This window comes from Rhodocytophaga rosea (genome assembly GCF_010119975.1).
Classification (GTDB): Bacteria; Bacteroidota; Bacteroidia; order Cytophagales; family 172606-1; genus Rhodocytophaga; species Rhodocytophaga rosea.
Genome location: NZ_CP048222.1, coordinates 475,596 through 500,803 on the forward strand (window position 1 = coordinate 475,596; position 25,208 = coordinate 500,803).

Here is a 25,208-nt window from a genome sequence, read left to right on the forward strand (position 1 = left end):
TTGTTAGTTAACAGCTAATACGTTGAAACCTGGATTTCAGAAGTTCACTATAAAAAATTCTATTCATCCTAAAATCCCATACATTCTGGTTCCAGACTGTCCTTAAAACAACGGAAACAATTCGGTTTGTACCGTAACCGGCTTTCTTGGAACAGAGGGGAATGGAGTATTGCTGATAGAAAATACTGCAGTTTCCTGGTAACGGGAAGCCACCACTACCTGAAGTTCCGGATTATGTGTAGCAAATAATGATTCAACCAGATGGGGAGAGTTATTTTCCTGCGACAAATGCGAAAGCAATACATGGCTCAGATGAGCGGGTTTATAGGTCATCAATAATTCAAGTGCCTGCCAGTTGGATAAGTGTCCGGTATCGCTGCTGATGCGCCGTTTGAGATAATACGGATACCTGCCATTGGCTAACATATCCTCATCATAATTGGCTTCCAGAAATACGGCATGGCATTCCTGCATATGTTTGATCAGGTGCTGGCAGGGAGAACCAATATCTGTAAATACGCCTATTTTTAACTGGTGATATGTAACTACAAAGCTATGCGGATCAATGGCATCATGCAGTTTTGGGAAAGCAGTAATTGACAATTCACCCAGCTGAATTGGAATATAGGCTTCAAAAGGCAAAAACTCCAGCTTATTAAAAGACAATCCGGAATGTCTTAAGGTAGTTTCTGTGATGTATACCGGCAAATTATATTTACGGGCAAGAACCGGAATGCCCCGGATGTGGTCAGAATGCTCATGAGAGACGAAAATAGCCCTCACTTTATCCATTGATAGCCCTGGCGTTTCATACGTTTTTCGGTTTCCCGGCAACTGATACCTGCATCTATCAATACTGCTTCCTGTTGCGTGCCGACGTAATAGCAATTGCCGTTACTTCCGGAATTAAGTGAGCAAATCTGTACATCCATATTATTGTAAAGATACGTGTTTTTGGCCTGTTCTCCAGCCTAAAGAGTAATGGAAAGCTTGATTCAATAACACACGCGGCTGCGCCATTTGTGAAATCTTTGAGCTTAGGTAGCATGCTTGCTGTTTTGCACTTGGTGTAGTCTGCTGTAGCTTTATCATCTTTTTAACTTGTCACTTGCATACAGATTGTTATGGCGATCATATACTTCAAAAATCAATTTAATTTCGTTTTGTTTAAATAACTTATCAAGCATGGCTGCCAGTTGCAAAAGGTCTCCTGGTAACTCTGCTTCTGCTTTAATGAGATATTCTTTAGGATTGATTTTCTCAAATGTCATATATCCCTCATGCCCAAAATCTGTTCGTATATATTTCCCCGACGCATAGTGAGTGGACTCTCGTATTTGAGTTCGTTCAAATCTTTGCTTAACAATCGTAAACAACTCAATTAAGGAAAGACCTGACTCAATGTTTCCAAATAGCAATGAATTAGATTCCATTTAATTTATAATATAGCAGACAATGACTCAATAATCTAAGCTTGTATATAAATTCTCATTTCACTCGTTGCATAAATTCAATGATCTGTCGGTACCGGGGATTTTTCGAATACAGAAACTGGGTGATCATCGCTTTATGCTTTTTCCCTTTCAATACCTGATAGGTATAATTTGCCTGTTTTTCTTTGAGTGCCGCTACAAACTTTGCCGTACTTTTCTCAATGGATGGATAGGTTTTTTCTCCCATTAAAATATACATTGGCGGCATATTGGCATGGAGAAAGTACAGAGGCGAAGCTTGTTTCCAAATATCTTCATGAGTGGAGAAAGTCCGCAGAAAAGGATGAGACGCCTCTAATTTTTCTTCTTTCAGATAACCATACATATCCAGTCCGGCCGCATCAATCAGAATGAGTCCTTTTACCGGATTTGGCATGGAAAGGCTGTCGAAATACTCCGGCCGGATGGCAATGATCGCTGCCAGTTGTCCGCCTGCTGAATGTCCGGAAACAAAAATCCGGTCCGGATTGCCACCGTACTGATTAATGTTATTTTTCACCCATTGTACAGCCTTAGCCGATGCCGATGCCATTTGCTGAAATTGTGCCTCCGGGCTCAGCGGATATTCAATAATAGCGGTCAGTATACCTTTTCTGGCCATCCGGTTTCCCAGAAAACTATATAAAGATTTGGTCCCGGAATTCCAGCTTCCGCCATGAATAAATATAAATACATCTGCTGGTGCACCTTTTTTTCGGGGTGCATATATATCTAGGCGTCTGGCTACTTTATTCGCAACAGAATCCGAATTCAGATAGGTTATATTTTTGGTACGAATAATTCTCTTTAACGAACAGGAAGAAACCCCAACCAGCATTGTTAGAAACAAGAATACCTGTAAAACAAATTTTCTCTGGCTCATCCATTTCATACTCGCACACATCATTATTTTACCGGAGAATCATGCAGTAATTCCAGTCCTACAGAAGTACGGGGCTTGAAGCCAGGCCAGGGTTTGGTAGTATCTGATTCGGGCTGTAAATATTTCTGAAAATCCTGCTTTTTGAGGTGAATACCCAGAAAAGCGGTCACAAAATGCTGATTAATATTATTAATGCGCCGTTCATTCCAGGCAGGTTCGGCATAATGATAATATTCATCCATGGTCATTCCAGGTTGCAAGGTTTGAGCCGGAGGCGGATTAGGCGCTACATTGTGCCTGGCGTTAACATAAACAAGCATATACCGGTCGGCATTAACGCTTCCGGTATAGATGGCCTTCACTCCTTTCTCATACCCCGATACATCATCCTGGCTGCCGGCAATAAAGAAAGTCGGTGTTTTTAAGCCTTGTAACCCTTCCGAATCCCAGATACCCCGTTCCATACCCCAGGGAGCAAAAGCCACTATTGCTTTAATGCGGCTGTCCATAGAAGCTTTGTATTCCGGAGACTGACTGGTTCGTACCTCAATAGCTTTACTGCCGCCAGTCATATTTGTAAAAAAGGTAGTCAGTTGCGAACTATATCCGGCCCCAGCCACATTCAGTACCCCATATCCGCCCATCGAATAACCTATCAGCGCCGTATTGCTGGCGTCTGCCAATCCGGATAGAAAATGTTTTCCTTTCGGTTTACTTAACTCTGCCAGTTGATTGAGAACAAATAAAATATCTTTCGGACGGTTCAGTAAGGTACTCTGGAATCCGGATAAATCCTGGTAGGTAGATTCCGTATGATCGATGGCAGCCACTACATATCCTTTGGAAGCCAGATTCTCGGTGAGGTAGGTTAATAAATACCTGGAACCAGGATAGCCATGTGATACAATCACCAGCGGAAATGTGCCATCCTTTGTGTTCGGAGCCGCATCCCGTACCGCCCTGCCAGTAAAATTAAAAGGTATTATAGGCCGTTTGGGGTCATTAGATCTTCCCAGCACACTTTCATAGGAAACCAGTTTTGTAGCGGCTCCAGGCAAAGTGGCCGGATACCAGATTTCCACTTTTAAGGGACGATCGTATTTGGGTTCGCTCCCCTCTTTAGATTTCAGAATATCTACCTGGCCTTTGTTTACAAACGTTACTGTCTGCACACCTACGGCATAGGTTCCTCTGGGAGAAAGTTCCGGGGCATCTGGCAAGGCATCTCCCACTACAAATGTTTCAGGCTGAACCTGTGCCTGCAGGAGATGACAAAAAGTAAATCCGCATAGACCAGCAAACAGAATGAGTATATATTGTTTCATAGACTGTAAGTGCCTTTAAATAAAGTTAAGGCTATACTTTCAAATAAAGATAATTTACTTTAAAATACACTTTCTTTATACCAGGAAAATAGTTTTATTTTCACAACCTGCCAGCGCATGTTAAAAAAAGTCTTTATTCCTGCTTTTTTAGCACTTACTCTTTCCATTACAGCTTTTGGCCAGTTAGCCCAGGCAGATGTTTCACAGAATCAGGCCAGGGCGGATAGCGGAATAGATCTTTCCAATGATTTTATCTCTTTGCCTTCCCATCTCTACAATGGCATTGAGTATGTAAACTACGACAACCATATTGATGGCCACCAGTTTTTTGAATCTCCGGTGCTGGAAGAAGGCTCGGTGATATATGATGGAATGCTGTACCGGAATGTGCCGATGGAATATGATCTTATGAAAGATGAACTTGTTATCGAACATTTTCAAAAATACTACAAGATCAGCCTGATCAGCGAACGGGTGAGCCAGTTTATGCTCCTCAACCATACCTTTGTCCGTATCGTTGCTGGTAAAGGGGAAGATATCCGTACTGGATTTTATGAAAAATTGTATGAGGGCAACGTGAAGATACTGGCCAGGCGGACTAAAATAATGGAGGAAGAAATTGCACAAAGGCGGTTAAAGCAGTGGTTTACCCAGAAAAACAGGTATTATGTGTACAAGGACAAGGCTTACTTTCAGGTGAAAAATAAAAAAGGCTTGATTAAGGTATTAGATGACCGTAAGAAAGAAGTCCGGAAGTTTATCCAGGAAAACGGAATCAATTTCAAAACGGATATCGAGCAGGCGTTTATACATGTCGGCCGGTTTTATGATACGCTTTCTCAGTAATACTTCTAAATCTTTTAGCGGTTGTATTGTCATTCCAACAAAGGAGAAGTCTTTTAGAAGGTTTGCTTTAAGAGATTCCTCGTTCTTAGGAATGGCAATAAAGAAAATACCCAGATACTGCATTATTTAATTCAAACTGAATAAGCATGTATTTTTAATATCCAGAAGTTCAATACATTAGGCCGGCTGCTTAGTATAATTTGAGTATATTCTTTTACCCTTACGCATTGCTTGATTAATGATTATTCGTTTAACCAGCTTAGTTACTGTTCTTTTCCTCATCATCTCTTCAAAAGCATTTTGTCAGGATAATAAAGAACCTCTGCTTAGTATACATCTGAACCAGGCTCCGTTTACACGTCTGGTTGAAGAAATTGAATCAAAAAGCGATTATCATTTTTATTATGATAGTAAACAAATAGATACAATCCGGGTGAGCCTGCAAGCCGAACAGAAAAATCTTCCCTATATTCTCAGCAAGGTTTTCGGAGACTCCGGCTTTCATTTTGCCATCGACAGGCATCAGCGGGTGTTTATTACCAGAGACAGAGCTATCCTTACTACTCTTCTCACTGATTCGCTTATCTCTACCCTTCCGCTACAAAATAAACTCACCGAAACCACGCCGCAGGACGCTGCCAAAGAAAAAATCAACACTGCTGTTGAAAACAAACTCTTTGAGATCGGCAATAAAAATGCACCTGCTGGAACAGGCAAAGCTACGCTGGCCGGAACGATCAAAGATAACAAAACAGGCGAACCGGTCATTGGAGCCGTGGTTTTTATTGAAGAACCCAGGATTGGTGTAAGTACCGATCAGTTTGGCTATTATTCTATTACCTTACCCAAAGGCCGCCATGAAGTACTTATCCGGTCATTGGGTATGCGAGATACCAAACGGCAGATCGCACTCTATACGGATGGCAGGCTGGATATTGACATGCAGGACCAGGTGATTGGCCTCAAGGAAGTTGTGGTGCAGGCAGAAAAAGCCGTGAATGTGACCGGGGTACAGATGGGCGTAGAAAAACTCAATATCAAAACCATTAAGCAGATTCCCACTGTTTTCGGAGAAGCAGATATTTTACGGGTAGTGCTTACCTTACCAGGCGTAAAAACAGTAGGAGAAGCCAGTACTGGTTTTAATGTGCGGGGTGGTTCTACCGACCAGAACCTGATCTTGTTTAACGACGCTACCATCTATAATCCTTCGCATTTATTTGGTTTCTTTTCGGCATTTAACCCGGACGTGGTAAAAAATGTGGAACTGTTTAAAAGCGGCATTCCGGCAAAATATGGCGGACGGCTGGCATCGGTACTGGAAATCACATCCAGAGATGGAAACAAGAAAAAGTTTGCCGGCTCGGGCGGTATTGGCCTGTTAACCGGACGGCTCACCCTGGAAGGGCCTATTATCAAAGACAAAACTTCCTTTATTCTGGGGGGCCGGTCAACGTATTCCAACTGGCTGCTGGGCCAATTAAAAAACACAGCCTATCAAAACAGCAAAGCTTCTTTTTATGATGTAAATCTGCATGTGAGTCATGAATTTAATAACAAAAACAGCCTGTATTTTACCGGATACCTGAGCAAAGACCGGTTTAAATTCAATACAGATACCCTGTATGGCTACCAGAACCAGATTGCCAGCCTGAAATGGAAACATGTGTTCAGCAATAAACTTTTCAGTGTAGTTACCGGCGGATTCACTAAGTATCAGTATTCCATACTGAGCGATAAAAATCCGGTGAATGCCTTCAAACTGGCTTTCGACATCACCCAGAATAACCTGAAAGCCGATTTCAGCTACTTTCTGAGCGAACGCCATACCCTGGATTTTGGAGCCAGCACCATTCATTACAAATTACATCCTGGTTCGTACAGCCCGCAAGGCAGTGAATCTTTAACAGTGCCCGAAACCGTACAAGCTGAACAAGGGCTGGAAAGTGCCTTTTATATCTCCGACCGTTTTGAAATTACCCCCAAACTCTCACTCACCCTAGGACTGCGGTATTCTCTATTCAATTACCTGGGTGCCAAAGAGGTGCTCCAATATGCCCCTGGCTTACCAAAAGAAGAAGTAAATATCGCCGACACCCTATCATATGCCAAAGGAAAGACCATTCAGACGTATCATGGTCCGGAATACCGGCTGTCGGCCAGGTATGTAATTACTGAAAATTCGTCCATAAAGCTGAGTTATAATACCTTGCGGCAATACATTCATATGCTTTCCAATACCACGGCCATCTCTCCCACCGATATCTGGAAATTGAGCGACACACATATTAAACCGCAGTTTGGCGACCAGATTTCCCTGGGTTTGTACAAGAATTTTAACAATAATTCCATTGAAACCTCGGTAGAATTATACCATAAAAACATCCGCAATTTTCTCGATTATAAAAGTGGCGCTAAACTCATTATGAATCAGCATATTGAAACAGATGTGATCAGCACACAGGGCAGAGCCTATGGTGTTGAAGTATTGGTTAAAAAACTCACCGGAAAACTCAATGGCTGGATGGCATATACGTATTCCCGTACCTTGCTTCGTATGGATGATGCGACTGCCGGCGAAATGATTAACCAGGGAAAATGGTATCCGGCCAACTTTGATAAACCGCACGATTTTACCCTGATCGGTAATTACCGCTTTTCGCACCGCTTCAGCACCTCACTGAATTTCACTTACAGTACCGGCAGGCCGGTAACCTTGCCCCTCTCCTACTTTGATATGGGTGGCTCTACCAGAACCTATTACTCGGAGCGCAACCAGTACCGCATTCCGGATTATTACCGGGTAGATTTTTCCATGAATATTGAAGGAAACCATAAGATTAAAAAACTGGCACACAGTTCCTGGACGCTGGCCATCTACAACCTCACCGGCCGGAAAAATGCATATTCGGTCTATTTCAAGTCCGAGAATGGCAAAGTAAATGGCTATAAACTATCTATTTTCGGTCAGCCTATTCCTACTGTAACCTATAATTTCAGATTTTAAGGCTTTATGAAACGCACGCTCCACTCCTTTTATATTTGCCTGCTGTTTGCACTTTGTACAGCTTCCTGCATCGAGCCTTATAATCCGCCTGCGATTGCTGAGGCAGAGAATTACCTGGTTGTTGAAGGGTTTATTAACAGCGGAACAGAGCCAAGCACTTTTTACCTGTCACGCACCAGAACCCAGGCAGATACAAACAATCTTATTCCGGAGATAGGTGCTACTGTATATGTGGAGGGTGAGCAAGGGGACAGATATGATTTTTCTGAACAAAACGATGGCCAGTATAACAGCGTTCCTCTCAACCTGACATTTAATGCCAGATACAGGCTTCATATCCGCACCCGAACCAATAAAGAATATATATCTGACTATGTGGCGCTCAAAGCTACCCCTGCCATTGATACCCTTACCTGGGCTGTAATGAATGATGGGATACAAATATATGTGGATACCCATGATCCGGAAAATGATACCCGTTATTACCGCTGGGATTATGAAGAAACCTGGCAATATAACTCTGCTTATTATTCCAACTTTGAGTTTGTATCCAAAGACAGCAGTATGGCAACCAGGGAAGACCAGATTTTTATTTGCTATAAATCGGAAAAATCCAGTGAAATACTTATTAATTCGTCAGTCAGATTAGCGCAGGATGTAATCTACCGTAACCCGATTATATTTACGCCAGCCCTTTCAGGAAAATTAACTTACAAATATAGTGTGCTGGTAAAACAGTATGCCTTAAGCCAGGATGCATTCAACTACTGGCAGATTTTGCAGAAAAATACAGAAAGCACCGGTTCTATTTTCGATGCGCAACCATCCCAACTAAAAGGAAATATAACTTGTGTGACTAATCCAGAAGAGCCGGTCATTGGCTTTGTTACTGCCTCTACCCTGCAACAAAAAAGGCTGTTTATCGAGGGCCGTACCCTTCCATTCCCATTTATAGAGGTCGGGTATACCAACTGCGACATGGATACGATACCTAATATCAAAAAAAACCTGTCTGATACATTTGCAAATGGCGCATTATTACCTGTATTTTCCATTGCCGGCCCACTGGGTATTACTGCTTATACATTTTCTTACCAGAATTGTGTGGATTGCCGGGCAAAAGGAGGCACGACGCAAAAGCCCGTTTTCTGGCAGTAAGCTTAATTAGTAGCCTGCTCAAATTCTATCGAAACAGACCAGATCCTTATTTAGATGAAATTAACTTACCTGCTTTTTATACAATTCAGAATAACCAGAATGCTGTTGTGGTGGAGCATATGGCTGAATGGTGCCTTTGCATTTGGTCAGGTAACACCTCAGGATAGTATTCCTGCCTATTTTACTGAATACACCCGCAAAGCCTGGCAGGAAAAGATTTTTGTACATACGGATAAAGCGTTTTATGTGGCCGGAGAAACAGTTTGGTTTAAGCTGTATCATCAACATGCATCTACCCATGAACCAATGCTCCTCACCAAAGCGGCTTATGTAGAAATTATGAATGATCAGCAGCAAGCTGTGCTGCAAGCTAAGATTCCGCTGAAGGATGGCACCGGAAATGGTTCTTTTATCCTGCCTTTTACATTAATTTCCGGGTCTTATAAATTACGGGCATATACCAGCTGGATGAAGAATTTCAGCCCGGATTTTTATTTTGAAAAAGACCTTACCCTCGTCAACTCATTAACTGTACTGCCTCCTACAGCTTCTAAAGCTGCACCTGCCTATCATGTTCAGTTCTTCCCGGAAGGCGGTAATCTGGTACAAGGTCTCCGGAGCAAAGTGGCTTTTAAATTCAGCAATGGGCAGGGAAAAGGAATCGATGGTACAGGCGCTGTTTTAAATCAGCATAATGATACCATAATTACCTTCCGGCCCTTAAAACAGGGCATGGGACATTTCTGGTTTACACCTCTGTCCGATCAAACTTATAGAGCGGTAGTAAAGAGCAGTGACGGAAAGCAGATTCAAAGCGAATTCCCCAGAATATTTGAGCAGGGATATGTACTGACACTGGAAGAAGCGGGTGAAGAAGAATTACGCATTTATGTACAAGCCACAGTGCCTGCCACTGCTATAGATTCGGTTTATCTTTTCTCACATACCAGACAGGCGATAAAAACGGGTGAGATGCAGCTTTTACGGGATGGGAAAGCCACTTTTAAGATAGCTACAAGCAAATTAGGGGAAGGTATTTCCCACCTGACGCTGTTCAATTCAAAAAGGCTACCAGTATGCGAAAGGCTATATTTCAAACACCCTCAGCAACGCTTACACATTAAAGCCGGCACTGACCAAAACCAGTATGCTTCCCGTAAAAAAGTAATCGTAGATATTCTGACTACCACTCAACCAGGTGAGCCAGCGATGGCTGATATGTCGATGTCAGTGTACTTACTGGATTCTTTACAGCAACCTGAGCAGGCAGATATTTTTAGTTATTTGTGGCTGAAGGCTGACTTGCAGGGAAACATAGAAAACCCGCAGTATTACCTTTCAGATACTTCCCCGGAAGCCACACAAGCGCTCGACAACCTGATGCTTACCCATGGCTGGCGCCGGTTCCGGTGGGAAGACATCTGGCAACAGAAATCTCCGGTATTTGAATTTCAGCCGGAGCAAGAAGGACATATTATTTCTGGCCTGATTACAGATACCCGGTCTACATTACCGGCCGGTAACATTACCGCTTATCTTTCTGTCCCCGGCAAGCGTTTACAGGTATATGGTGCCTCCAGTGACAGGCATGGCAAACTCCGTTTTTATACCAAAGATATGCTTGGGCCACAGGAGCTGGTCATCCAAACCAATACTCAGAAAGACAGCCTCTACCGCATTGAAATAGAAAGTCCTTTTTCCAGTAAATTTTCTAACCATCCTTTTCCTCCGTTTGCTATTGCTTCCACCATGTCCGGGCTACTGGCTGACCAGAGTGTAAGTATGCAGGTGCAGAATATTTTTTCGCCTGAACAACGAAACCGTTTCAGGCCAGTTAGAATGGATACTACTGTTTTCTATAATACCCCGGACAGAACCTATCGTCTGGATGATTTTACCAGATTTCCTACCATTGAAGAAGTAGTGCGGGAATATATGCCTGAAGTTGCCATCAGAAAGCGGAATGGCAAACGAGCCATCCTGGTGTCAGATTTGGCCAATCAGATGATATTTGAACAGGAACCTTTAATCCTGCTGGATGGCTTGCCGGTTTTCAACACTGAAAAGTTTTTGGCCTATGATCCGTTAAAAATACAAAAACTGGAAGTGGTAGCCAGGCGGTATTTCTGGGGGCCTTTAATTGTAGAAGGTATTCTCAATTTTAGTACCTATACCCACAATTTATCAGGCTTCGAACTGGACCCACAATCGGTGATTATGGAATATGAAGGATTACAGTTGCAACGGGAATTTTATGCGCCGGTCTACGAGAACGAAACACAGCACAACAGCCGCCTTCCGGATTTGAGAAATGTACTATTCTGGTCACCGGAAATACATACAGATGCAAGTGGAAAAAAGCAACTGAGTTTTTATACTTCCGACCAGCCTGGAAAATACATTGGAGTAATTCAGGGCATTAGCCCCACCGGAGAAGCCGCCAGCCAGACATTTACGTTTGAGGTAGGAAACAGTCAATAATATTTAAAGACCTATTTGCTGGACGATCTGTAGATTTTCGATCGGATATACCTCTTCACGTGCTACCATCAGAGAATCAATCTGATGATGGAATACTTTTTCTCCTTCCAGTTTAACCCACTCTGTAATATCCTGAATCTGGCCCAACCACTGAGTACAGAATTGATACAGCACCTCCCCTTTTAGTCCGAGTTGGACTGCCCTGCGCTCAGTAGGTATTCCATAAGGATCGTGATCCGGGTCCCATTGCAAGCGTACCTCTGACTGGTCCAGGGCTTGTTTCCATTGTTCGTTACTTGAATAATTATCGCGGTTATAGGAAGATGGGACCGCCAGGCTCAATATGTACTCAAACTTTTCCCGATCTACCCATATGGCTAAAATACGCTCCTGATTGGGTTTTGAAGCCCATCCGGCCCGGTACATCATCCATAAGAAATTTGGTTTAATCCAGCTCATGCGGTTAAAGCTGTAATGATCTCCGCCAAATTTCTGGTGTTTTACTGCATAATTGGTAATAAGCGGATTGAAAGCCTGATATACTACAATCCACTGTTGATCAAATTGCCCAATAATCTGTTTTCCAGTCCTAGGTAATCGTTCTTTGTATGTCGAATACTTCTCTTTAACTAATTCCATAACTTATCCCACAAATACCAAATCACAATTCTCACTTCCTAATTAACAACCCCTGTGCCCGCAGCCATTCTTCAGCCCGTTGAGGCCAGCTAGTTACCGTTATATCTGTTTTTCGCAAACCATAGCCATGTCCACCTTTGGGATAGAGGTGCATTTCAACCGGCACACCGGCATTTTTTAGAGCCAGATAATAGTATACACTGTTTTCTACCGGAATCCCATCATCCTGGGTTTGTATAAGTAATGTGGGTGATGTACTGGCAGTAATGGGTAATTCAGGCGCTATTTTTTCACTTTTGTCTGTTGCAGTCAGATACGCTGGGTAGATAAGCATCGTAAAATCAGGCTTGCAACTCACCTGATCGGCGGCATCCACAGCCGGATACGTACGTTTGTCGTAATTGGTACTCAGTGCGGCTGAAAGATGTGCACCTGCAGAAAATCCCATTATCCCAATCCGGTTAGGGCTAATGCCCCATTCCGCCGCCCGGCTACGCACTATACCCATGGCCCGCTGGGCATCCTGTAAAGGCGGTGCATATCTGGGTAATCCTTCCCGTACTGGTACCCGGTATTTGAGCAAAATGGCCGTAACCCCAATAGAATTCAGCCACTCGCAAACCTCTGTTCCTTCCAGATCCAGAGCCAGAATATGATAGCCTCCCCCAGGGCAAACCACCATCGCTGCTCCAGTATCTTTCTCTTTGCTGGGACGGTATACGGTAATTGTCGGGTTGCTCACATTGCCCAGACGTATCAATTCTCTTCCGGCCACCTTATTATCGGTGGGCTTAGACATGTCTTTCTCTTCGCCAATATTTCCTTTTTCCCCAGGTGCGCCATTCGGCCACAAGGCGATAAGTGGGGAAGCCACTGGCTTTGAAGCGGTTTTAGACTGTGCCAAAATTATTACAGGGTTTGTGAGGATGTAGATCAATAAAAGGATAACCAGAGAGAATCGAAGTTTCATAGATTGGGAATTGTGAATGATGAGTTGGCACACATTATTCTACTTAACTTATATGATTAATCAAATATATTATTCCAATGATGGTGACGAGTGGGATTATTAACAGGGCAGCATTAAACAGATAGTCCGTCCACATGGTTTTTCTGTTTTTAGGGTAATTAGTCCAAATACCTCCTATAGGATACGCCCCCATTGCATCAGCAGTGGAAGGTGCGTAAGGATATATTCCTTTCCATGCTATGAATATTCTTCTTAATAATTCAAAAAATCCAAGATAAATAATGGGTATGGACATGATTATAAGAGAGATCCCAGGTTTCGAGTTAATCACCTGGGTTAGTTCAATAATGACCCCAATAACAAAAGATAGAAGTGCAATTCTAAGTGATATTCTAAAGAATTTAGGATCGTTCAAATCATTTGCGAAACCAAAAAAGAGGCATGCAACTATGATTGAACAGGCAAATAAAGAATATATTAATATTTCCGTTCCTGTCATATAACATAAGCGTTAATAAATGAATTCCTGATTACTGTGGCTGCTGCTCTATTTCCCAGGTATCAGTGCGGAAGGGCGCTAGTGGCAAACCTTCTTTGTTGAATACATTGGGCATAGAGGTTTCATCGAAACAGAAGCGTACCGCTACCGGATTTTTCACTGCTTTGCTCGAAACAATAATTTCATTTCCTTTCAGCTGTGCAGTGGCATCCGCAAACTGATGATCTTCTCCGGCAATCTGAAAGCCAGTAATTGTTTTTCCTTTTACCTGTAAGCCATTATCTGCATTTTCGAAACTCACCCGGATTTTGCCTTTTTCTGCTTTCATCGACTGGTACATCGGACTTTTGTAAATACCCTGCTTCTTCCCATAGGTTTCTGCTAATGCAAAACCGGCCAGGCGTTTGCCCACATCGAGTTTATTTTTGGGGTGAATATCTTTGATATTATCTACCAGGTCCGAAACTACTACCATGCCTGTATTGGGCACTTCCTTCATTGTTTTGGCTTGCTGCTCCCGAACAATATAGGCTTTGCCCTTATTGTCGTAGGTATAGGGTGCGATCTGCACATAATAAAACGGAAACGGTTTTTCAAAATCCTTGCGCCAGCTTTCAATCAGCGTTTGCATCAGCTGGCCATAGGTATGCGGACGGTAGCGGTTAGATTCTCCCTGATACCAGATCGCTCCGGCAATGCCATAAGGGACTACAGGGGCTATCATGGCATTATAGGTAGTTCCCGGAGCAGAAGGCCACCAGCCTGCGCCATCATCGTAGGCAGCATTTTTTAGGGTCGGATTATTTTCAATCAGGTCTTTGGGTACCCATACTTCTGCTGGTGTGCCGCCCCAGGCCGATACAATGAGTCCGATGGGCACATTCAGGTTCTGTTGCAATTCCCGTCCGAAAAAGTAGCCAACAGCACTGGTTGCCCGCATCGTTTCGGGTGTGCAAACGGTCCAGCTGGCTTTACAATCGTCCTGCGGAAAATCGGCGCCTACCCTGGGAATATGAAAAAAACGGATATTGGGATGATTGGCCTGTGCAGCTTCCTGTTCTCCGTTGGTGATACCTGCGTTTACGCTCCACTCCATATTCGACTGTCCGCTGCAAATCCATACTTCGCCCAGCATCACATTCTGTAAAGTGATGGTATTACCCGCGATCAGCGTGAGCGTATAGGGACCACCGGCTTCCGAAGTAGGAAGTTTAGCCATCCACTGGGAAGTATTTCTGGTAATGGCCTCCACAGTATCTTTACTATTCCAGCTGCCCACAATTTTGATCTTTTCGGAAGGATTGGCCCAGCCCCAGATAGCTACCTGCGAGTTGCGTTGCAGCACCATATTATCGGTAAAAACAGCCGGCAAGGTAATTTTGGCCAGCACTTGAAAATGGATCAGCAGAAACAGGGAAATGGAAATAAGGATGCGCATGAGTGGTATAAAAAAGGATAGGTGAGTGTATAGGTAATTTACTGGCAATATAAATTATTTCGGAAAATATAGAAAGAATAGAAGAATTAGCTTTACAGTTAGTTTTCTAAAGTCATCTTCTAAACTTGACAAAATCAAAGTCATAATCCGGGTGGCTGCTGCCCATTCTTCCTGGGTTAATTTCGGATATTCGGCTTTAATTTCTTCAGGAAGATCCATTTCTTCTATGCTGTGCATTAATTCTGATAGCATGATCTTTTTGCCTTTAATTTTGAGTCCGGACTCTAATCGCCCGTTCACCCTGATCTTCCCGATTTCAATATTATCTACACTTGCCAGATTATCCGGCGTTTCAGAGGCAAAATCCAGAAGTGCCGTTCTGAACTGCTCGTTCATGGATTGAACCTGGGGATCAGTAAATCTCAGGTTAGCCATATACATCAACAGGTTTCTGAATTTAAGTTTCGCAAACATCTTCAAATAATTATATATCAATTTAAGGTACAAGTGTACGGAATCGGACGGATATTGTATCAAAAATAAACACCCCATTTTTTAATAAACAGCCAAATCACGTAAATAGCGAGCTTTTATCCATTGGCATGTCTCTTGGATACCTATTGGCATCACACACAAGCAGCTTACTTCATAATAGGCAAGCAGCACTATCTACCAAACAAACTTAAAAAACTTAAAACAGGACTTGTATGAAAACGCTTCAATTATTCTCCTTATCTATTATCACTGGTTTATTAACCATGAGCATGGGATTTCCCACGGAACTAACCAAAAGAATGATTATTCTGGAAGAAAAGCCTGGTACCATTGTTAGAATGGCTAATGGTTCCACCATTGTAGATGTAGTGGAAGAAGAACCCATCCTGGAAGCTTATTTGCCCAGTGCGCCAGTTGATGCACATACTATTCTGGTAAAAGTATTCGATATACAGGGTTCGCTGGTGATGCAGAAGTCATTTACGATTGAGGAGTTCCTGACCAGAGGCGTTAAGGCTTCTTTGCCGGCAAACAGCACTTTTGTGATGTACGACCATGATACTGCCTACTATTTCCTGGAAGCTGGTTCTGCCCAGTAATTTACTGAGCTAGCTTGTTTGCCTGCTTCATCCCGAAAGTAAATAACTACAGTAGTCTATTCCTGTGAAGCAGATGGATGAAATGATGAAGCAGTTTTGAAATTTCAATATTGATAGACCTCTTAATACTAAATACGCACTACTAAATACTTCTATTCATCTTTCCAAACAGCACATAATCGAGGCTCCACCGGCCAGGACCCACAAAGAAGAAAACCATTGCCAGTACTACAAAAAGAAAAGGATGTTGTTCCTGCATAAAAATTCTCCCCTCTCCTATTCCAAAGGTAATAATGCTCATAGTAACCGCCATGATAAGGCAGGCAAATCTGGTAAGCAACCCAAGGGTAATGAGTAAGCCGCTCAGCCATTCGGTACCTTTGCCCAGATACCCCATGAGCACCGGAGAAGGAAACTGCATGTCGGTAAGCCATTTTGCATATCCATTCATTTTCTCCCCATCAAATACCTCCCAGCCATGATACAGCATAAAAGCACCTACCATGAGCCGGATCACCAGCAAGCCACCCTCTTGTCCTAATCCATGCCATGAGAGCAGTTTTTTAATCATATCTGCCGGAACAAATGATACATTCTCTTGTTAAACTAAAAACCGATAGTGCAATTAGCCCTGATTGTGATGTATCAGTTTGAAAAAATGTACAAACAACGAGCAACGATTTAGTACATATTTCTCACTATTCTGGCCGTTACCAGCAACTGGCCTACATGACGCTGGGTATGTTCGGCCGCATGAAAAAGTAATCCCAGGGTAGTAGAAGGCAATTGTGCCCGGCCTACTCCTCTGGGTTCAAGCAAAGTTTGTTCATTTGTTTCCCGCAACTGTGCCAGTGACTTATCTACCTGCTTGCTGAATAACCCGGCCAGATCTTCGGCTGTACATCCTGCAAAAGGTTCACTGCCTTCCTGTGAAAGGGCTTTCAATTGGTCTGCGGAAAGAGTTTGTCCCTGGGCATAGGTAAACAAACGGTCGAGCACACCAGTCAGGTGCATGAGGTGAAACCCAACGGATGCCATTCTTGCCGGTTTTTCCCAAAGCCGTTCTGCTGGAAAATCGGCTACATACGTACTTACTTCTTCTCTGGCCTGTAATAAGGCATGGGCTACCGGCTGTAGCAAAGGCGTTACTCCGGCAACCGGCCCTCGCAGCCATACTTCCGGTAATTTTGGTTGGTTCATGTTCGTAGGTTTGTTTGCATGTTGAAGCGATAATTACTTATACATTCCAATACTATTATACTCTGTTTCTGAAGCAATCATTCCAATATACCACTTCTTTTGCGGATTATAAATAGTCCAGAAGTAGCCTTATGGGAAGTCATTCAATCATAGCGTTCATATTTTCAGGCTCTTGTTCTTTTTACCTATACTTCATTATGTCACCTGAGCTTACATCTGCCTGCGGTTCGGCATTGCAGAAGGGTTGTTGCAAAGTTTATAGTTACGTTTTATTTTCCTTATCACCATCCTGCGTTGAAATGGATGTTAATATGGGTAAATGAATGTGAAATTTTATAGCGATTATTCTGCATCCTATTACTGTTAAGGCAGCGATCAGTTCTGTTACACTTGTGGGAAGGTTGAAGTAATTACATATGAAATAAATAACACCTCCAGCTATACAGGCAAGGGCATAAATATCTTTACGGAACAGCAGCGGTACTTCGTTTATCAAAACATCCCTCATTACACCACCGACTGAACCCGTAATCGCACCCATCGCAATACACACCCAAAAAGGTAGCCCTGCTTCAAGACTTTTGCTGATGCCCACTATGGTAAACAAGCCAAGCCCGATGGAATCAAATACAAATAAAGATTTCCCCCACCTGAATAGTTTATATTTAAATAGCAGAGCGGCCAGCAGCGCTACTCCTGTAGTGAGGAAATATTTACCATCTACCATCCAGAATGGCCTTACATCCAATAATACATCTCTGGTGGTTCCTCCGCCAATAGCCGTTACCAATCCAATGATATAGGCACCAAACCAGTCAATCTGTTTGCCTGATGCTCGCCTGATCCCACTAATGGCAAAGGCAAAGGTGCCTACCAGGTCTATCAGCGTTGTAAAATTTATTTCCAAGGAAATGTCCGTGTTTGTTTAGTGATCATTCTCCGGAACAATTCTACTCAATTCCAGAGAATAAGTAATCATCTTTGTAATTACTGATAATCTGTCTGGATATAGGCAATGCTTATTCTATATACCTGTATGGTGATTGCCTTTTCGACATTTGATTAAAAAGAAGGGATAATTCTCATTGATTTCTGTGATTTCAAATAATCCGGCCTGGTCAAACTCAGCATGGATGGATTCTCTTTCATAAAAAAACAGGCTAACCCCATCGAATACTTCATAGCGGTCCTGGCTGACAAATTTGCCTTTGCCATAAGTATGCGCTTCTTTTGAAATAGCAGTAAAAACCATGTAGCCATTCTTTGAGAGTTGATGAAAGCAGTCACGGATTAGTTTTTGCCTTTGGGTGCTATCCAGTAGATGAATTAAAGCATAGCAGAATATGCCATCATAGTAACAGTTATCAAAGGGCATATCCGTTACAGACCCATGAAAGATGGTCATTGTGTTGCCGTAATGCTTTCTTGCCATCTCAATAGCTGTTTGTGAAATCTCAATACCGGTTACAGCTATTCCATGGTCTATGAAAATTTGCGCATTGCGTCCATAGCCAATGCCAGGGATAAGCATATTTTTTACCGATTTTACGACAAAAAAATCCTTTGTCAATACAGCAGAACGGGATGGCTCAAAGCCCCACATTTCTTGCTTTTCGATAAAGCTCTTTTCCCAGAACTCAGGTTTTTCGTTTACCATCATCTCGTTTCAATATGTTATTCAGTTAGCTGCTCTACTAAAATTGCCAGTATACAGATCATGAACCCAGGCATAATTTTGGTTCTGCTATGATTTGTACGGACGTGCAAAGCTGTCCTTTGTGTTTGATGTTACCTGCTGTAACTTGTTAGTTGAATCGCCAAATGGCCCACACATGACAGGTAGCATGCGGCTCGTCTGGATTATTTTTAATCAACGCTGCTTTAATTGTATAGGCTTTCTGATAGGTAGAAAGTAAGCCATATTCATTCAAATCCTCCGGAAGAAATGTATTATCAAATCCTCCACAGTTCGTTAAAGCACTTACATCCCCATGTACATCCAATAAATCATATCCAATAAAGTCAAAATTCTCTAAATAAAGCGCTTCACAAGGCTCCGTTGGCTCTTTAGTGACCGCCAGCAGATTGTAAATAGCAGCATCTTTTCCTGCTAACTTTGAGCGTAAATAAGCTAAACTGGTATATAAATGAGGAATGTAATCCTCCCACACTAAAAAGTCTGCATCTAGCAGGTTATCTCTTTCTACTACATTTTTTCCTAAGGTAGAATCTAAGGTGATCACTTCTTTTACATGCCTGAGGTTAGACCAGGCAATATAGCCTTGCCAGTTTAAATCATATCCTTTCCAGATGCGGTGGGTAGTCTGACTAAACTTTGCAGTGGCTGTATAATAAATCTTCATGGTTTGATTTATCTTAATTTTAATTGCAACCAATCATGGGCCTGGTGTTAGCATCACACATTTTGCTTCTGTAAATTAATTTCCTTCAACGTAATTTGCTAAATTTTCAAGCGTTGAAATGGTTCCTGCTTCATTATCCTCAGGTTTAATTCCTTTGGGTATATCTTGAAAAAAATACGTCACCATTGCTCCTTTGTCCGTAGGTTCAATGCTTACTTCCATAATCATCTCGCCGGAAGAGGCAGGGTCAGTTGAGTCAAAGTTTATTGCTTGCACTATTTTTTTGTTTGGAATTAGGTCAATAAACCGTGCCGTAAATCTGTCCTCTTTTCCTCCTGTTTTTCCTTTCATTATCAGAGTAGAATAATGACATTTGGTATCCACCACCAACCCGAAAGTCAAAATTGTGGACTTTGGCCGTCATATCGCCTGGCGCTTGCCAAACTTCTAAGGCTGCCGGACTGGTTAAGGCTTTATAAATAGTCTCCGCTGTTGCATGTATAATTTTTGAAGTTTTTGTTGTTTGGCCCACAGTAGTGTTATGTTTAGGTTGCTTATAATGAACCAAAAGCACACGCAGCATCGCAATTGGTAAGGTTGTGGTGAGGCAGCATGCTTGTCGTTTTTGTGCTTGGTGTTGCACTAAACCTACGGTAGCCTGTTGGTAGGTGGGAATAGTTATAGGAGTATGTTTCACCAAACTCTTACCACTATGTCAACACCAAACACTAACACCCACCCTACTTTTATCCAACAGGCTTGCCTGAAGGTAAGCGGATTTTCTCTCCTTTACAACAAGCTGGAAAGGGATATCTCCCTGTCTGGCAGAAGTCTGAGCACGTTAAAAAACTACTCCCGCCACATGGCTCAGATTGCTCTCTACTACAATCAGTTGCCTACCGAACTAGACGAAGATCAGGTCAGAGATTACCTGTGGATGCTGCAGAAGAAAACGAACAAGCCTTCTAAAAGCTCTTTCAAACATGCTGTCTATGGCCTGCGCCTGCTCTACCGGCTTACCGGCAGAGATGACCGGGCTATCCGCCTACCTTCCATCCCTAAAGTACACAAACTGCCAGCGGTCCTCAGTAAGCAGGAAGTCAAAGCTCTGCTCAAAGCACCCCGTCTGTTAAAGCACCGGGTGCTGCTGGCCTTAATCTATTCAGCAGGCCTTCGCATGCAGGAAGTATGCCGGCTTGAGATCTCAGATTTAGATTTTGACCGCATGCAGATCCACATTCGCCAAAGCAAAGGAAGAAAAGACCGCTATGTACCCCTCTCCCAGCTGATGAAAAGAGGACTGCTCTCCTACCTGTCTGCCTGCAAACCCCACTACTACCTCTTCAATGGCAAGGAATATGGCTCGCAGCTCAGCCGCAAAGGCGTGCAATGGCTCATGCAGGATGCAGTTAGTAAAGCGGGCATCAAAAAGAAAGGCATCTGTGTACATACCCTGCGCCATTCCTATGCCACCCATCTGCTAGAAGATGGATTGGATATTGTCTCCATCAAAGAACTTTTAGGCCATAGCTTCCTGGAAACTACCCTTGTATATCTGCACATGGCAGGACTTGGCAGAAAAGCTCCTTTCTCTCCTCTAGATACCCTCTATACAAAGGAGGCATGAAGCCTGCCCTAGAGTTAGCCCATATACTGTCGGCTCACTTACATGAGTTTATGGCCACGCATGCAGTCTCTGCTCACAAGTTCTCCACCCTAAAGGCGATTGAGCATTGCCGTACTGCCAGACTAGGCGGCCATATAGATGCCTGTGATAGTTGTGGCTACCTGCGTATTAGCTACAACAGCTGCCGCAACAGACACTGCCCTAAGTGTCAGACTACCAATCGTGAAAAGTGGATTATGCAAAGGGAGGCAGACCTGTTACCGGTCAGCTACTTTCATGTGGTCTTCACCTTGCCCCACTCCCTTAATCTATTGTGCCTGCAGTATCCCCAAGAACTCTATGCTTTGCTCTTCAAGACAGCCTGGTCTACGATCAACAGCTTTGCCAATAATCCCAAGCATCTGGGTGCTAAAACAGGTATGATCTCCATTCTGCACACCTGGGGACAGAACCTCTCACTGCATCCACATCTGCATTGTATTGTGCCGGGTGGAGGGATCTCTGGGAGTGGCCACTGGAAAAAGGCCAGAAGTACAGGTAAATATCTTTTCCCGGTCAAAGCACTCAGTAAAGTGTTCCGTGCTCGCTATGTCTCACTACTGAGAAGCTTTCTTTCTGCTAATAAAGCACAGGTGGATAATGGGCTATGGAAAGAGTTATTTGCCAAAGACTGGGTGGTATACTGTAAAAGGCCTTTCTTAGGTCCTGCTCAGGTGATTGAATATCTGGGACGTTACACCCACAAAGTAGCTATCTCCAATCACCGCCTCCAAAGTATAGAGGATGGCAAGGTGAGCTTCGCTTACAAAGATTACCGGCAAGAAGCAGCAAAGAAAACCATGAGTTTGGAGGCTACTGAGTTCATCAGGCGTTTCAGCCTGCACATTCTGCCACCAAAGTTTGTCCGCATCCGCCACTATGGCATTTTGTCTTCCAAAGCAAAAGCCCATGATTTAGCACTGGCCAGACAAGATTTGAGAGTAGCTACGCCGGAAAAAAGAGTGTCGGACTGGAAAAGCATCTGCAAAGAACGCTTAGGCTATGATATAGACCTGTGTCCTTGCTGCAGCAAAGGCCGCATGAGAGAAATCTTGCGCTTTGAAGCAGCCCGTTCCCCACCTGATAGGGCTTACCTGCTATCGATAGCTTTACACTTGAAAACTGCCTGAGTAGAATAAAAAAGCCACTCAAAAAATTGGCCGGGAAAGTTATTGCCCATGTTGGAATATAGTCACCTTACTTGGAGCCAACACGGCTGCTCAGTTTACAAATAGTGAGATCTTTTCTCTTCCTTTTTTTACACTATCTTCTTTTAGTGTACTACCGCTTCACCCAGAAGCTTCTTCTCTATTGATTGATTCCCCATAAATAAGGGCAGGTTAAACCACCCGGTTTCGTGCAACACAGGGTTCATGGTGGGTTAAGACCACCCCATGAACCCTTATATGTTGGCGGAAGTTTTTATTTCATTTTTTAATATGTCGAAGTATATCCATTGGCCTTCTGAATCATAGACATCAAAAGAGAAGTCCTTTCTATAATCCACCCCTCGAGTTATAGTTGCTGAAAAGTAGCCTGCTGCATGTGAATGCAACTCGCTTCCCTTTAAGGAATAACGTAATAACAATTCTAAGTAATCTGTAATGGATTGAGAGGCACTTTCCGAAAGGGGTAAAGTTTGCTGCGCTTTCCTGAAATACTTTCTACCATATTCATCAAAATTGCATACAACTGAGTCTTGAATTAAAGTACATTCAAGGATTGAATCTTTTCTGAAAACATTTATGTATTCCCTATTTCCTCCAAACTCACCACAATCCACAAATTCAGCATATAACTTAAGGGTATCATTGCGGCCTAAATCGCCTAAGGCTTGATTAGACTGCGTATGGTCAAGTGGTTGATCTTTTCTACACTCGGTTGTCAGCAAAGTTGTAGCATTCATTGATTTATCAAATTTTACATATCTTCCATACGCAATTTTTAGCGAATCATAAATTATTGCAGATGCACTAGAATCCCTTTGCTCGTTTTTGAGATCTCTATTTGTCGAACTGTTACAGCTAGTTAGTATTACTAGACCTATCACAAGAGTCCATGATTTCATTGTTTATATTATAATTACCGCCAACATATGTATCCCCGAAACGCTTATTATTTATTACGGGGATACACCCAATATAGCAAATACCCGAAACTTTTGAAATGGATATAGAAAGTAGATATCACTTAACACAGCAAGTTCTTTACTTATCCCAGGAAAAAATTGAACACAGGCTATAAACCAATCCGTTGTTTAGTATGCAAAATCATTTTTCTGAGGTATATTGCCTATCGAGTACTGAGTTATTAACCGTCCACCTCTACCTACCACACCCATGAAAGATAATACGGCGAATCTTCCTTTCCGAAAATCATGCCCTGCCAGAGTATATATTTTTAGTAGCTTGAGTTTGTTCATCATTGCTCTCTTCCCTGTTGAATTGTGTGCCCAGAAAAAAAGCAAACCAGCTCCGGCAGCCAGTATCAGCTTTAAAAAAGAGGTGCTTACCGATGTGTTCATTGCAGAAGGTGTGGCTGTTGGTGATGTGAATAAAGATGGCCGCACCGATGTACTGGCTGGTGCTTACTGGTTTGAAGCACCTACCTGGACAAAGCATGAACTTGCCCAGCCAGAAACATTTTACTACGACAAAGGATACAGTAATGCTTTTATCAGCCAGACGCTGGATGTAAACCTGGATGGATGGACGGACTTTGTGCGGATTGGGTTTCCGGGAAAAGAGGTGCTATGGTTTGAAAATCCGCAGAATAAAGCCGGGCATTGGAAAACACATCTCATTGATTCTACGCTGGGCAATGAATCAGCCGGCTTTTATGATATTGATGGCGATGGAAGGCTGGATATTCTGGGAGCCGATGTAAAAACAGGCCAGATGTGCTGGTTTAAAGCACCTGCTGCCAAAAAAGAAACCCAGTGGAAGAAGTTTCCGATCAGCCAGGAAAAAAGCCCCGGAACCAGTAATTTTTCGCATGGGTTGGGTGTGGGTGATGTAAATAAAGATGGCCGCCAGGATATAATTATTAAAGAGGGCTGGTGGGAAGCCCCAACCAACCGGCAACAAGCCAACTGGATGTTTCATGCAGCTAACTTAGGAGAAGCCTGTGCCCAGATGTATGCCTTTGACGTGGACAAAGATGGCGACCAGGATATAATTACTTCCTCTGCCCATCAACTCGGTATGTGGTGGTATGAGCAGACGCAGGAATCAGAAAGCACGCCGAAATGGACAATGCATACGATCTCCGAACAGTTTGCCCAGACACATGGACTGGCCTTTGCAGATATCAACTCTGATGGTACACCCGACCTGATCACCGGCAAACGGTATTTTGCCCATATGGGAAAAGACCCAGGCGAACTGGAACCACCTGTGATATACTGGTTTGAGTTTAAACCCGGCAAGCAACCTTCCTTCACTGGCCACCAGATCGATGATGCTTCGGGCGTAGGTGTTCATGTAATTGCCGAAGATATCTCCCGCGATGGCCTGATTGATATTGTGATTGCCAATAAAAAAGGCGTGTTTGTATTTACACAGGAGCGCAAATAAAGATCGGAAGTTGGAAGTTTTACATGAGCTAACTGAAATTTCTGGTATATTATTTAACCAAAGCGAGGGAATTACTTCTCTCGCTTTATTTATTCCTTTTACCGCCAAAACCGGACAATTACTGTTCGTTTCTGAACATATTTTCTAACTAATAATTTGATAAGAAACCACTGCATTAGTTAAATTACGGCTTTTTCTGCTTTGGCAGTATATTTGTTCGACAAAATCAAATGAAATAGAAAAAGCCCATGAAAAGAGTATATCTGGGAGAGTTTGAAGAACTGGTACTGCTTACTACTGCCATACTTCAGGAGGAGGCATACGGCGTTACCATTACGCAGGAAATCGAAGAGCAAACCGGCCGGATCGTAGATTTCAGCACCGTACATACCACACTCAAGCGTCTGGAGGAAAAAGGCTTTCTCTCTTCGCAAATGGGCGGCGCTACTGCCGAACGGGGTGGCCGCAGAAAACGCTTTTTTTCACTTACCACAACTGGTGTTCAAGCCTTACATGAGATTCAGCAAGTGCGTACCAGACTATGGTCGCAGGTTCCGGCTACGATCCAGCTAAAAGGCATCTGATTATTCAT

27 protein-coding genes are annotated in these 25,208 nt (G+C 43.0%); 9 read left to right on the forward strand and 18 right to left on the reverse strand.

Translation table 11 applies throughout. The features are described from left to right. Nucleotides 1-102: 102 nt before the first annotated feature. From GXP67_RS02070 to GXP67_RS02085, 5 genes are all read right to left on the reverse strand, one after another. Nucleotides 103-792 carry an MBL fold metallo-hydrolase gene (locus GXP67_RS02070; protein WP_317170096.1) on the reverse strand — a complete coding sequence of 230 codons (690 nt, stop codon included), beginning with the start codon at nucleotides 790-792 and terminating at the stop codon, nucleotides 103-105. Next, on the reverse strand, nucleotides 780-932 hold the full coding sequence (locus GXP67_RS37955) for an MBL fold metallo-hydrolase (RefSeq protein WP_317170097.1): 153 nt from the start codon (nucleotides 930-932) through the stop codon (nucleotides 780-782). Before GXP67_RS37955 ends, GXP67_RS02070 begins: the two co-directional genes overlap by 13 nt. A gap of 156 nt (nucleotides 933-1,088) precedes the next feature. Continuing rightward, nucleotides 1,089-1,433, reverse strand: coding sequence for a hypothetical protein (locus GXP67_RS02075; protein WP_162441621.1), 345 nt, complete (start codon nucleotides 1,431-1,433; stop codon nucleotides 1,089-1,091). A gap of 55 nt (nucleotides 1,434-1,488) precedes the next feature. Further along, nucleotides 1,489-2,355 (reverse strand): alpha/beta hydrolase, encoded by an 867-nt coding sequence (locus tag GXP67_RS02080; RefSeq protein WP_162441622.1) that lies wholly within the window; start codon nucleotides 2,353-2,355, stop codon nucleotides 1,489-1,491. Nucleotides 2,356-2,378: 23 nt separating this feature from the next. After that, nucleotides 2,379-3,680: an alpha/beta hydrolase family protein gene (locus GXP67_RS02085; protein ID WP_162441623.1), complete on the reverse strand. Its 1,302-nt coding sequence runs from the start codon at nucleotides 3,678-3,680 to the stop codon at nucleotides 2,379-2,381. Between the two features lie 117 nt (nucleotides 3,681-3,797). On the opposite strand from GXP67_RS02085, the gene GXP67_RS02090 reads away from it, so the two are divergent. The 4 genes from GXP67_RS02090 (at nucleotide 3,798) to GXP67_RS02105 (ending at nucleotide 11,172) form a co-directional block, all read left to right on the forward strand. Continuing rightward, nucleotides 3,798-4,526 (forward strand): hypothetical protein, encoded by a 729-nt coding sequence (locus GXP67_RS02090; RefSeq protein ID WP_162441624.1) that lies wholly within the window; start codon nucleotides 3,798-3,800, stop codon nucleotides 4,524-4,526. Between the two features lie 238 nt (nucleotides 4,527-4,764). Next, nucleotides 4,765-7,533, forward strand: a complete 2,769-nt coding sequence (locus GXP67_RS02095; RefSeq protein WP_162441625.1) for a TonB-dependent receptor — start codon at nucleotides 4,765-4,767, stop codon at nucleotides 7,531-7,533. Nucleotides 7,534-7,539: 6 nt separating this feature from the next. After that, nucleotides 7,540-8,691 (forward strand): DUF4249 domain-containing protein, encoded by a 1,152-nt coding sequence (locus GXP67_RS02100; protein WP_162441626.1) that lies wholly within the window; start codon nucleotides 7,540-7,542, stop codon nucleotides 8,689-8,691. Between the two features lie 54 nt (nucleotides 8,692-8,745). Then, nucleotides 8,746-11,172, forward strand: coding sequence for a hypothetical protein (locus GXP67_RS02105; protein ID WP_162441627.1), 2,427 nt, complete (start codon nucleotides 8,746-8,748; stop codon nucleotides 11,170-11,172). Nucleotides 11,173-11,175: 3 nt separating this feature from the next. Here the strand turns inward: GXP67_RS02105 and GXP67_RS02110 are convergent, their stop codons facing one another. From GXP67_RS02110 to GXP67_RS02130, 5 genes are all read right to left on the reverse strand, one after another. Further along, nucleotides 11,176-11,811: a DUF4291 domain-containing protein gene (locus GXP67_RS02110; protein WP_162441628.1), complete on the reverse strand. Its 636-nt coding sequence runs from the start codon at nucleotides 11,809-11,811 to the stop codon at nucleotides 11,176-11,178. Nucleotides 11,812-11,842: 31 nt separating this feature from the next. After that, nucleotides 11,843-12,715: an alpha/beta hydrolase gene (locus GXP67_RS02115; RefSeq protein WP_197901632.1), complete on the reverse strand. Its 873-nt coding sequence runs from the start codon at nucleotides 12,713-12,715 to the stop codon at nucleotides 11,843-11,845. Between the two features lie 109 nt (nucleotides 12,716-12,824). Then, on the reverse strand, nucleotides 12,825-13,280 hold the full coding sequence (locus tag GXP67_RS02120) for a hypothetical protein (RefSeq protein WP_162441630.1): 456 nt from the start codon (nucleotides 13,278-13,280) through the stop codon (nucleotides 12,825-12,827). A 31-nt stretch (nucleotides 13,281-13,311) separates the two neighbouring features. Then, a complete protein-coding gene (locus GXP67_RS02125) occupies nucleotides 13,312-14,718 on the reverse strand; it encodes a sialate O-acetylesterase (protein ID WP_197901633.1) in 1,407 nt (468 codons plus the stop codon). A gap of 54 nt (nucleotides 14,719-14,772) precedes the next feature. After that, nucleotides 14,773-15,192: a hypothetical protein gene (locus GXP67_RS02130; RefSeq protein WP_162441631.1), complete on the reverse strand. Its 420-nt coding sequence runs from the start codon at nucleotides 15,190-15,192 to the stop codon at nucleotides 14,773-14,775. A gap of 233 nt (nucleotides 15,193-15,425) precedes the next feature. On the opposite strand from GXP67_RS02130, the gene GXP67_RS02135 reads away from it, so the two are divergent. Then, nucleotides 15,426-15,812 carry a hypothetical protein gene (locus tag GXP67_RS02135; protein WP_162441632.1) on the forward strand — a complete coding sequence of 129 codons (387 nt, stop codon included), beginning with the start codon at nucleotides 15,426-15,428 and terminating at the stop codon, nucleotides 15,810-15,812. A gap of 142 nt (nucleotides 15,813-15,954) precedes the next feature. Here the strand turns inward: GXP67_RS02135 and GXP67_RS02140 are convergent, their stop codons facing one another. The 7 genes from GXP67_RS02140 to GXP67_RS38155 form a co-directional block, all read right to left on the reverse strand. Beyond that, complete coding sequence (locus GXP67_RS02140; RefSeq protein ID WP_232064878.1) at nucleotides 15,955-16,383, reverse strand: DoxX family protein; 429 nt, start codon at nucleotides 16,381-16,383, stop codon at nucleotides 15,955-15,957. Nucleotides 16,384-16,493: 110 nt separating this feature from the next. Next, nucleotides 16,494-17,012 carry a DinB family protein gene (locus GXP67_RS02145; RefSeq protein WP_162441633.1) on the reverse strand — a complete coding sequence of 173 codons (519 nt, stop codon included), beginning with the start codon at nucleotides 17,010-17,012 and terminating at the stop codon, nucleotides 16,494-16,496. A 262-nt stretch (nucleotides 17,013-17,274) separates the two neighbouring features. After that, on the reverse strand, nucleotides 17,275-17,919 hold the full coding sequence (locus GXP67_RS02150; protein WP_162441634.1) for a trimeric intracellular cation channel family protein: 645 nt from the start codon (nucleotides 17,917-17,919) through the stop codon (nucleotides 17,275-17,277). Between the two features lie 117 nt (nucleotides 17,920-18,036). Further along, entirely contained in the window at nucleotides 18,037-18,672 is a 636-nt protein-coding gene (locus tag GXP67_RS02155) for a class I SAM-dependent methyltransferase (RefSeq protein ID WP_232064879.1), read from the reverse strand. Nucleotides 18,673-18,817: 145 nt separating this feature from the next. Further along, a complete protein-coding gene (locus GXP67_RS02160) occupies nucleotides 18,818-19,375 on the reverse strand; it encodes a hypothetical protein (protein ID WP_162441635.1) in 558 nt (185 codons plus the stop codon). Between the two features lie 75 nt (nucleotides 19,376-19,450). Continuing rightward, on the reverse strand, nucleotides 19,451-19,726 hold the full coding sequence (locus GXP67_RS36870) for an SRPBCC domain-containing protein (RefSeq protein ID WP_197901634.1): 276 nt from the start codon (nucleotides 19,724-19,726) through the stop codon (nucleotides 19,451-19,453). Beyond that, entirely contained in the window at nucleotides 19,674-19,958 is a 285-nt protein-coding gene (locus GXP67_RS38155) for an SRPBCC domain-containing protein (protein ID WP_394351999.1), read from the reverse strand. The genes GXP67_RS36870 and GXP67_RS38155 overlap by 53 nt, the downstream gene beginning before the upstream one ends. A gap of 129 nt (nucleotides 19,959-20,087) precedes the next feature. Here GXP67_RS38155 and GXP67_RS02170 point away from each other — a divergent pair, with 129 nt between their 5' ends. Both GXP67_RS02170 and GXP67_RS02175 read left to right on the forward strand, forming a co-directional pair. Beyond that, the gene (locus GXP67_RS02170; RefSeq protein ID WP_162441534.1) at nucleotides 20,088-21,002 is read left to right on the forward strand and encodes a tyrosine-type recombinase/integrase; all 915 of its coding nucleotides are present in this window, start codon (nucleotides 20,088-20,090) and stop codon (nucleotides 21,000-21,002) included. Then, nucleotides 20,999-22,171, forward strand: coding sequence for an IS91 family transposase (locus GXP67_RS02175; protein ID WP_162441535.1), 1,173 nt, complete (start codon nucleotides 20,999-21,001; stop codon nucleotides 22,169-22,171). The genes GXP67_RS02170 and GXP67_RS02175 overlap by 4 nt, the downstream gene beginning before the upstream one ends. Before the next feature lie 272 nt (nucleotides 22,172-22,443). Here GXP67_RS02175 and GXP67_RS02180 read toward each other — a convergent pair whose 3' ends face one another. Then, nucleotides 22,444-23,109, reverse strand: coding sequence for a hypothetical protein (locus GXP67_RS02180; RefSeq protein WP_162441636.1), 666 nt, complete (start codon nucleotides 23,107-23,109; stop codon nucleotides 22,444-22,446). A 271-nt stretch (nucleotides 23,110-23,380) separates the two neighbouring features. Here GXP67_RS02180 and GXP67_RS02185 point away from each other — a divergent pair, with 271 nt between their 5' ends. Next, nucleotides 23,381-24,616 carry an FG-GAP-like repeat-containing protein gene (locus GXP67_RS02185; protein WP_162441637.1) on the forward strand — a complete coding sequence of 412 codons (1,236 nt, stop codon included), beginning with the start codon at nucleotides 23,381-23,383 and terminating at the stop codon, nucleotides 24,614-24,616. 248 nt (nucleotides 24,617-24,864) lie between these two features. After that, nucleotides 24,865-25,200 (forward strand): PadR family transcriptional regulator, encoded by a 336-nt coding sequence (locus GXP67_RS02190; RefSeq protein ID WP_162441638.1) that lies wholly within the window; start codon nucleotides 24,865-24,867, stop codon nucleotides 25,198-25,200. The last annotated feature ends 8 nt before the right edge of the window (nucleotides 25,201-25,208 follow it).

Excerpts from the sequence above, each read along its gene's own strand:
- GXP67_RS02070 (WP_317170096.1), bottom strand. The coding sequence starts at position 792 with ATGGATAAAGTGAGGGCTATTTTCGTCTCTCATGAGCATTCTGACCAC.
- GXP67_RS37955 (WP_317170097.1), bottom strand. The coding sequence starts at position 932 with ATGGATGTACAGATTTGCTCACTTAATTCCGGAAGTAACGGCAATTGC.
- GXP67_RS02075 (WP_162441621.1), bottom strand. The coding sequence starts at position 1,433 with ATGGAATCTAATTCATTGCTATTTGGAAACATTGAGTCAGGTCTTTCC.
- GXP67_RS02080 (WP_162441622.1), bottom strand. The coding sequence starts at position 2,355 with ATGAGCCAGAGAAAATTTGTTTTACAGGTATTCTTGTTTCTAACAATG.
- GXP67_RS02085 (WP_162441623.1), bottom strand. The coding sequence starts at position 3,680 with ATGAAACAATATATACTCATTCTGTTTGCTGGTCTATGCGGATTTACT.
- GXP67_RS02090 (WP_162441624.1), top strand. The coding sequence starts at position 3,798 with ATGTTAAAAAAAGTCTTTATTCCTGCTTTTTTAGCACTTACTCTTTCC.
- GXP67_RS02095 (WP_162441625.1), top strand. The coding sequence starts at position 4,765 with ATGATTATTCGTTTAACCAGCTTAGTTACTGTTCTTTTCCTCATCATC.
- GXP67_RS02100 (WP_162441626.1), top strand. The coding sequence starts at position 7,540 with ATGAAACGCACGCTCCACTCCTTTTATATTTGCCTGCTGTTTGCACTT.
- GXP67_RS02105 (WP_162441627.1), top strand. The coding sequence starts at position 8,746 with ATGAAATTAACTTACCTGCTTTTTATACAATTCAGAATAACCAGAATG.
- GXP67_RS02110 (WP_162441628.1), bottom strand. The coding sequence starts at position 11,811 with ATGGAATTAGTTAAAGAGAAGTATTCGACATACAAAGAACGATTACCT.
- GXP67_RS02120 (WP_162441630.1), bottom strand. The coding sequence starts at position 13,280 with ATGACAGGAACGGAAATATTAATATATTCTTTATTTGCCTGTTCAATC.
- GXP67_RS02125 (WP_197901633.1), bottom strand. The coding sequence starts at position 14,718 with ATGCGCATCCTTATTTCCATTTCCCTGTTTCTGCTGATCCATTTTCAA.
- GXP67_RS02130 (WP_162441631.1), bottom strand. The coding sequence starts at position 15,192 with ATGTTTGCGAAACTTAAATTCAGAAACCTGTTGATGTATATGGCTAAC.
- GXP67_RS02135 (WP_162441632.1), top strand. The coding sequence starts at position 15,426 with ATGAAAACGCTTCAATTATTCTCCTTATCTATTATCACTGGTTTATTA.
- GXP67_RS02140 (WP_232064878.1), bottom strand. The coding sequence starts at position 16,383 with ATGATTAAAAAACTGCTCTCATGGCATGGATTAGGACAAGAGGGTGGC.
- GXP67_RS02145 (WP_162441633.1), bottom strand. The coding sequence starts at position 17,012 with ATGAACCAACCAAAATTACCGGAAGTATGGCTGCGAGGGCCGGTTGCC.
- GXP67_RS02155 (WP_232064879.1), bottom strand. The coding sequence starts at position 18,672 with ATGATGGTAAACGAAAAACCTGAGTTCTGGGAAAAGAGCTTTATCGAA.
- GXP67_RS02160 (WP_162441635.1), bottom strand. The coding sequence starts at position 19,375 with ATGAAGATTTATTATACAGCCACTGCAAAGTTTAGTCAGACTACCCAC.
- GXP67_RS36870 (WP_197901634.1), bottom strand. The coding sequence starts at position 19,726 with ATGAAAGGAAAAACAGGAGGAAAAGAGGACAGATTTACGGCACGGTTT.
- GXP67_RS38155 (WP_394351999.1), bottom strand. The coding sequence starts at position 19,958 with ATGCTGCGTGTGCTTTTGGTTCATTATAAGCAACCTAAACATAACACT.
- GXP67_RS02170 (WP_162441534.1), top strand. The coding sequence starts at position 20,088 with ATGTCAACACCAAACACTAACACCCACCCTACTTTTATCCAACAGGCT.
- GXP67_RS02175 (WP_162441535.1), top strand. The coding sequence starts at position 20,999 with ATGAAGCCTGCCCTAGAGTTAGCCCATATACTGTCGGCTCACTTACAT.
- GXP67_RS02180 (WP_162441636.1), bottom strand. The coding sequence starts at position 23,109 with ATGAAATCATGGACTCTTGTGATAGGTCTAGTAATACTAACTAGCTGT.
- GXP67_RS02185 (WP_162441637.1), top strand. The coding sequence starts at position 23,381 with ATGAAAGATAATACGGCGAATCTTCCTTTCCGAAAATCATGCCCTGCC.
- GXP67_RS02190 (WP_162441638.1), top strand. The coding sequence starts at position 24,865 with ATGAAAAGAGTATATCTGGGAGAGTTTGAAGAACTGGTACTGCTTACT.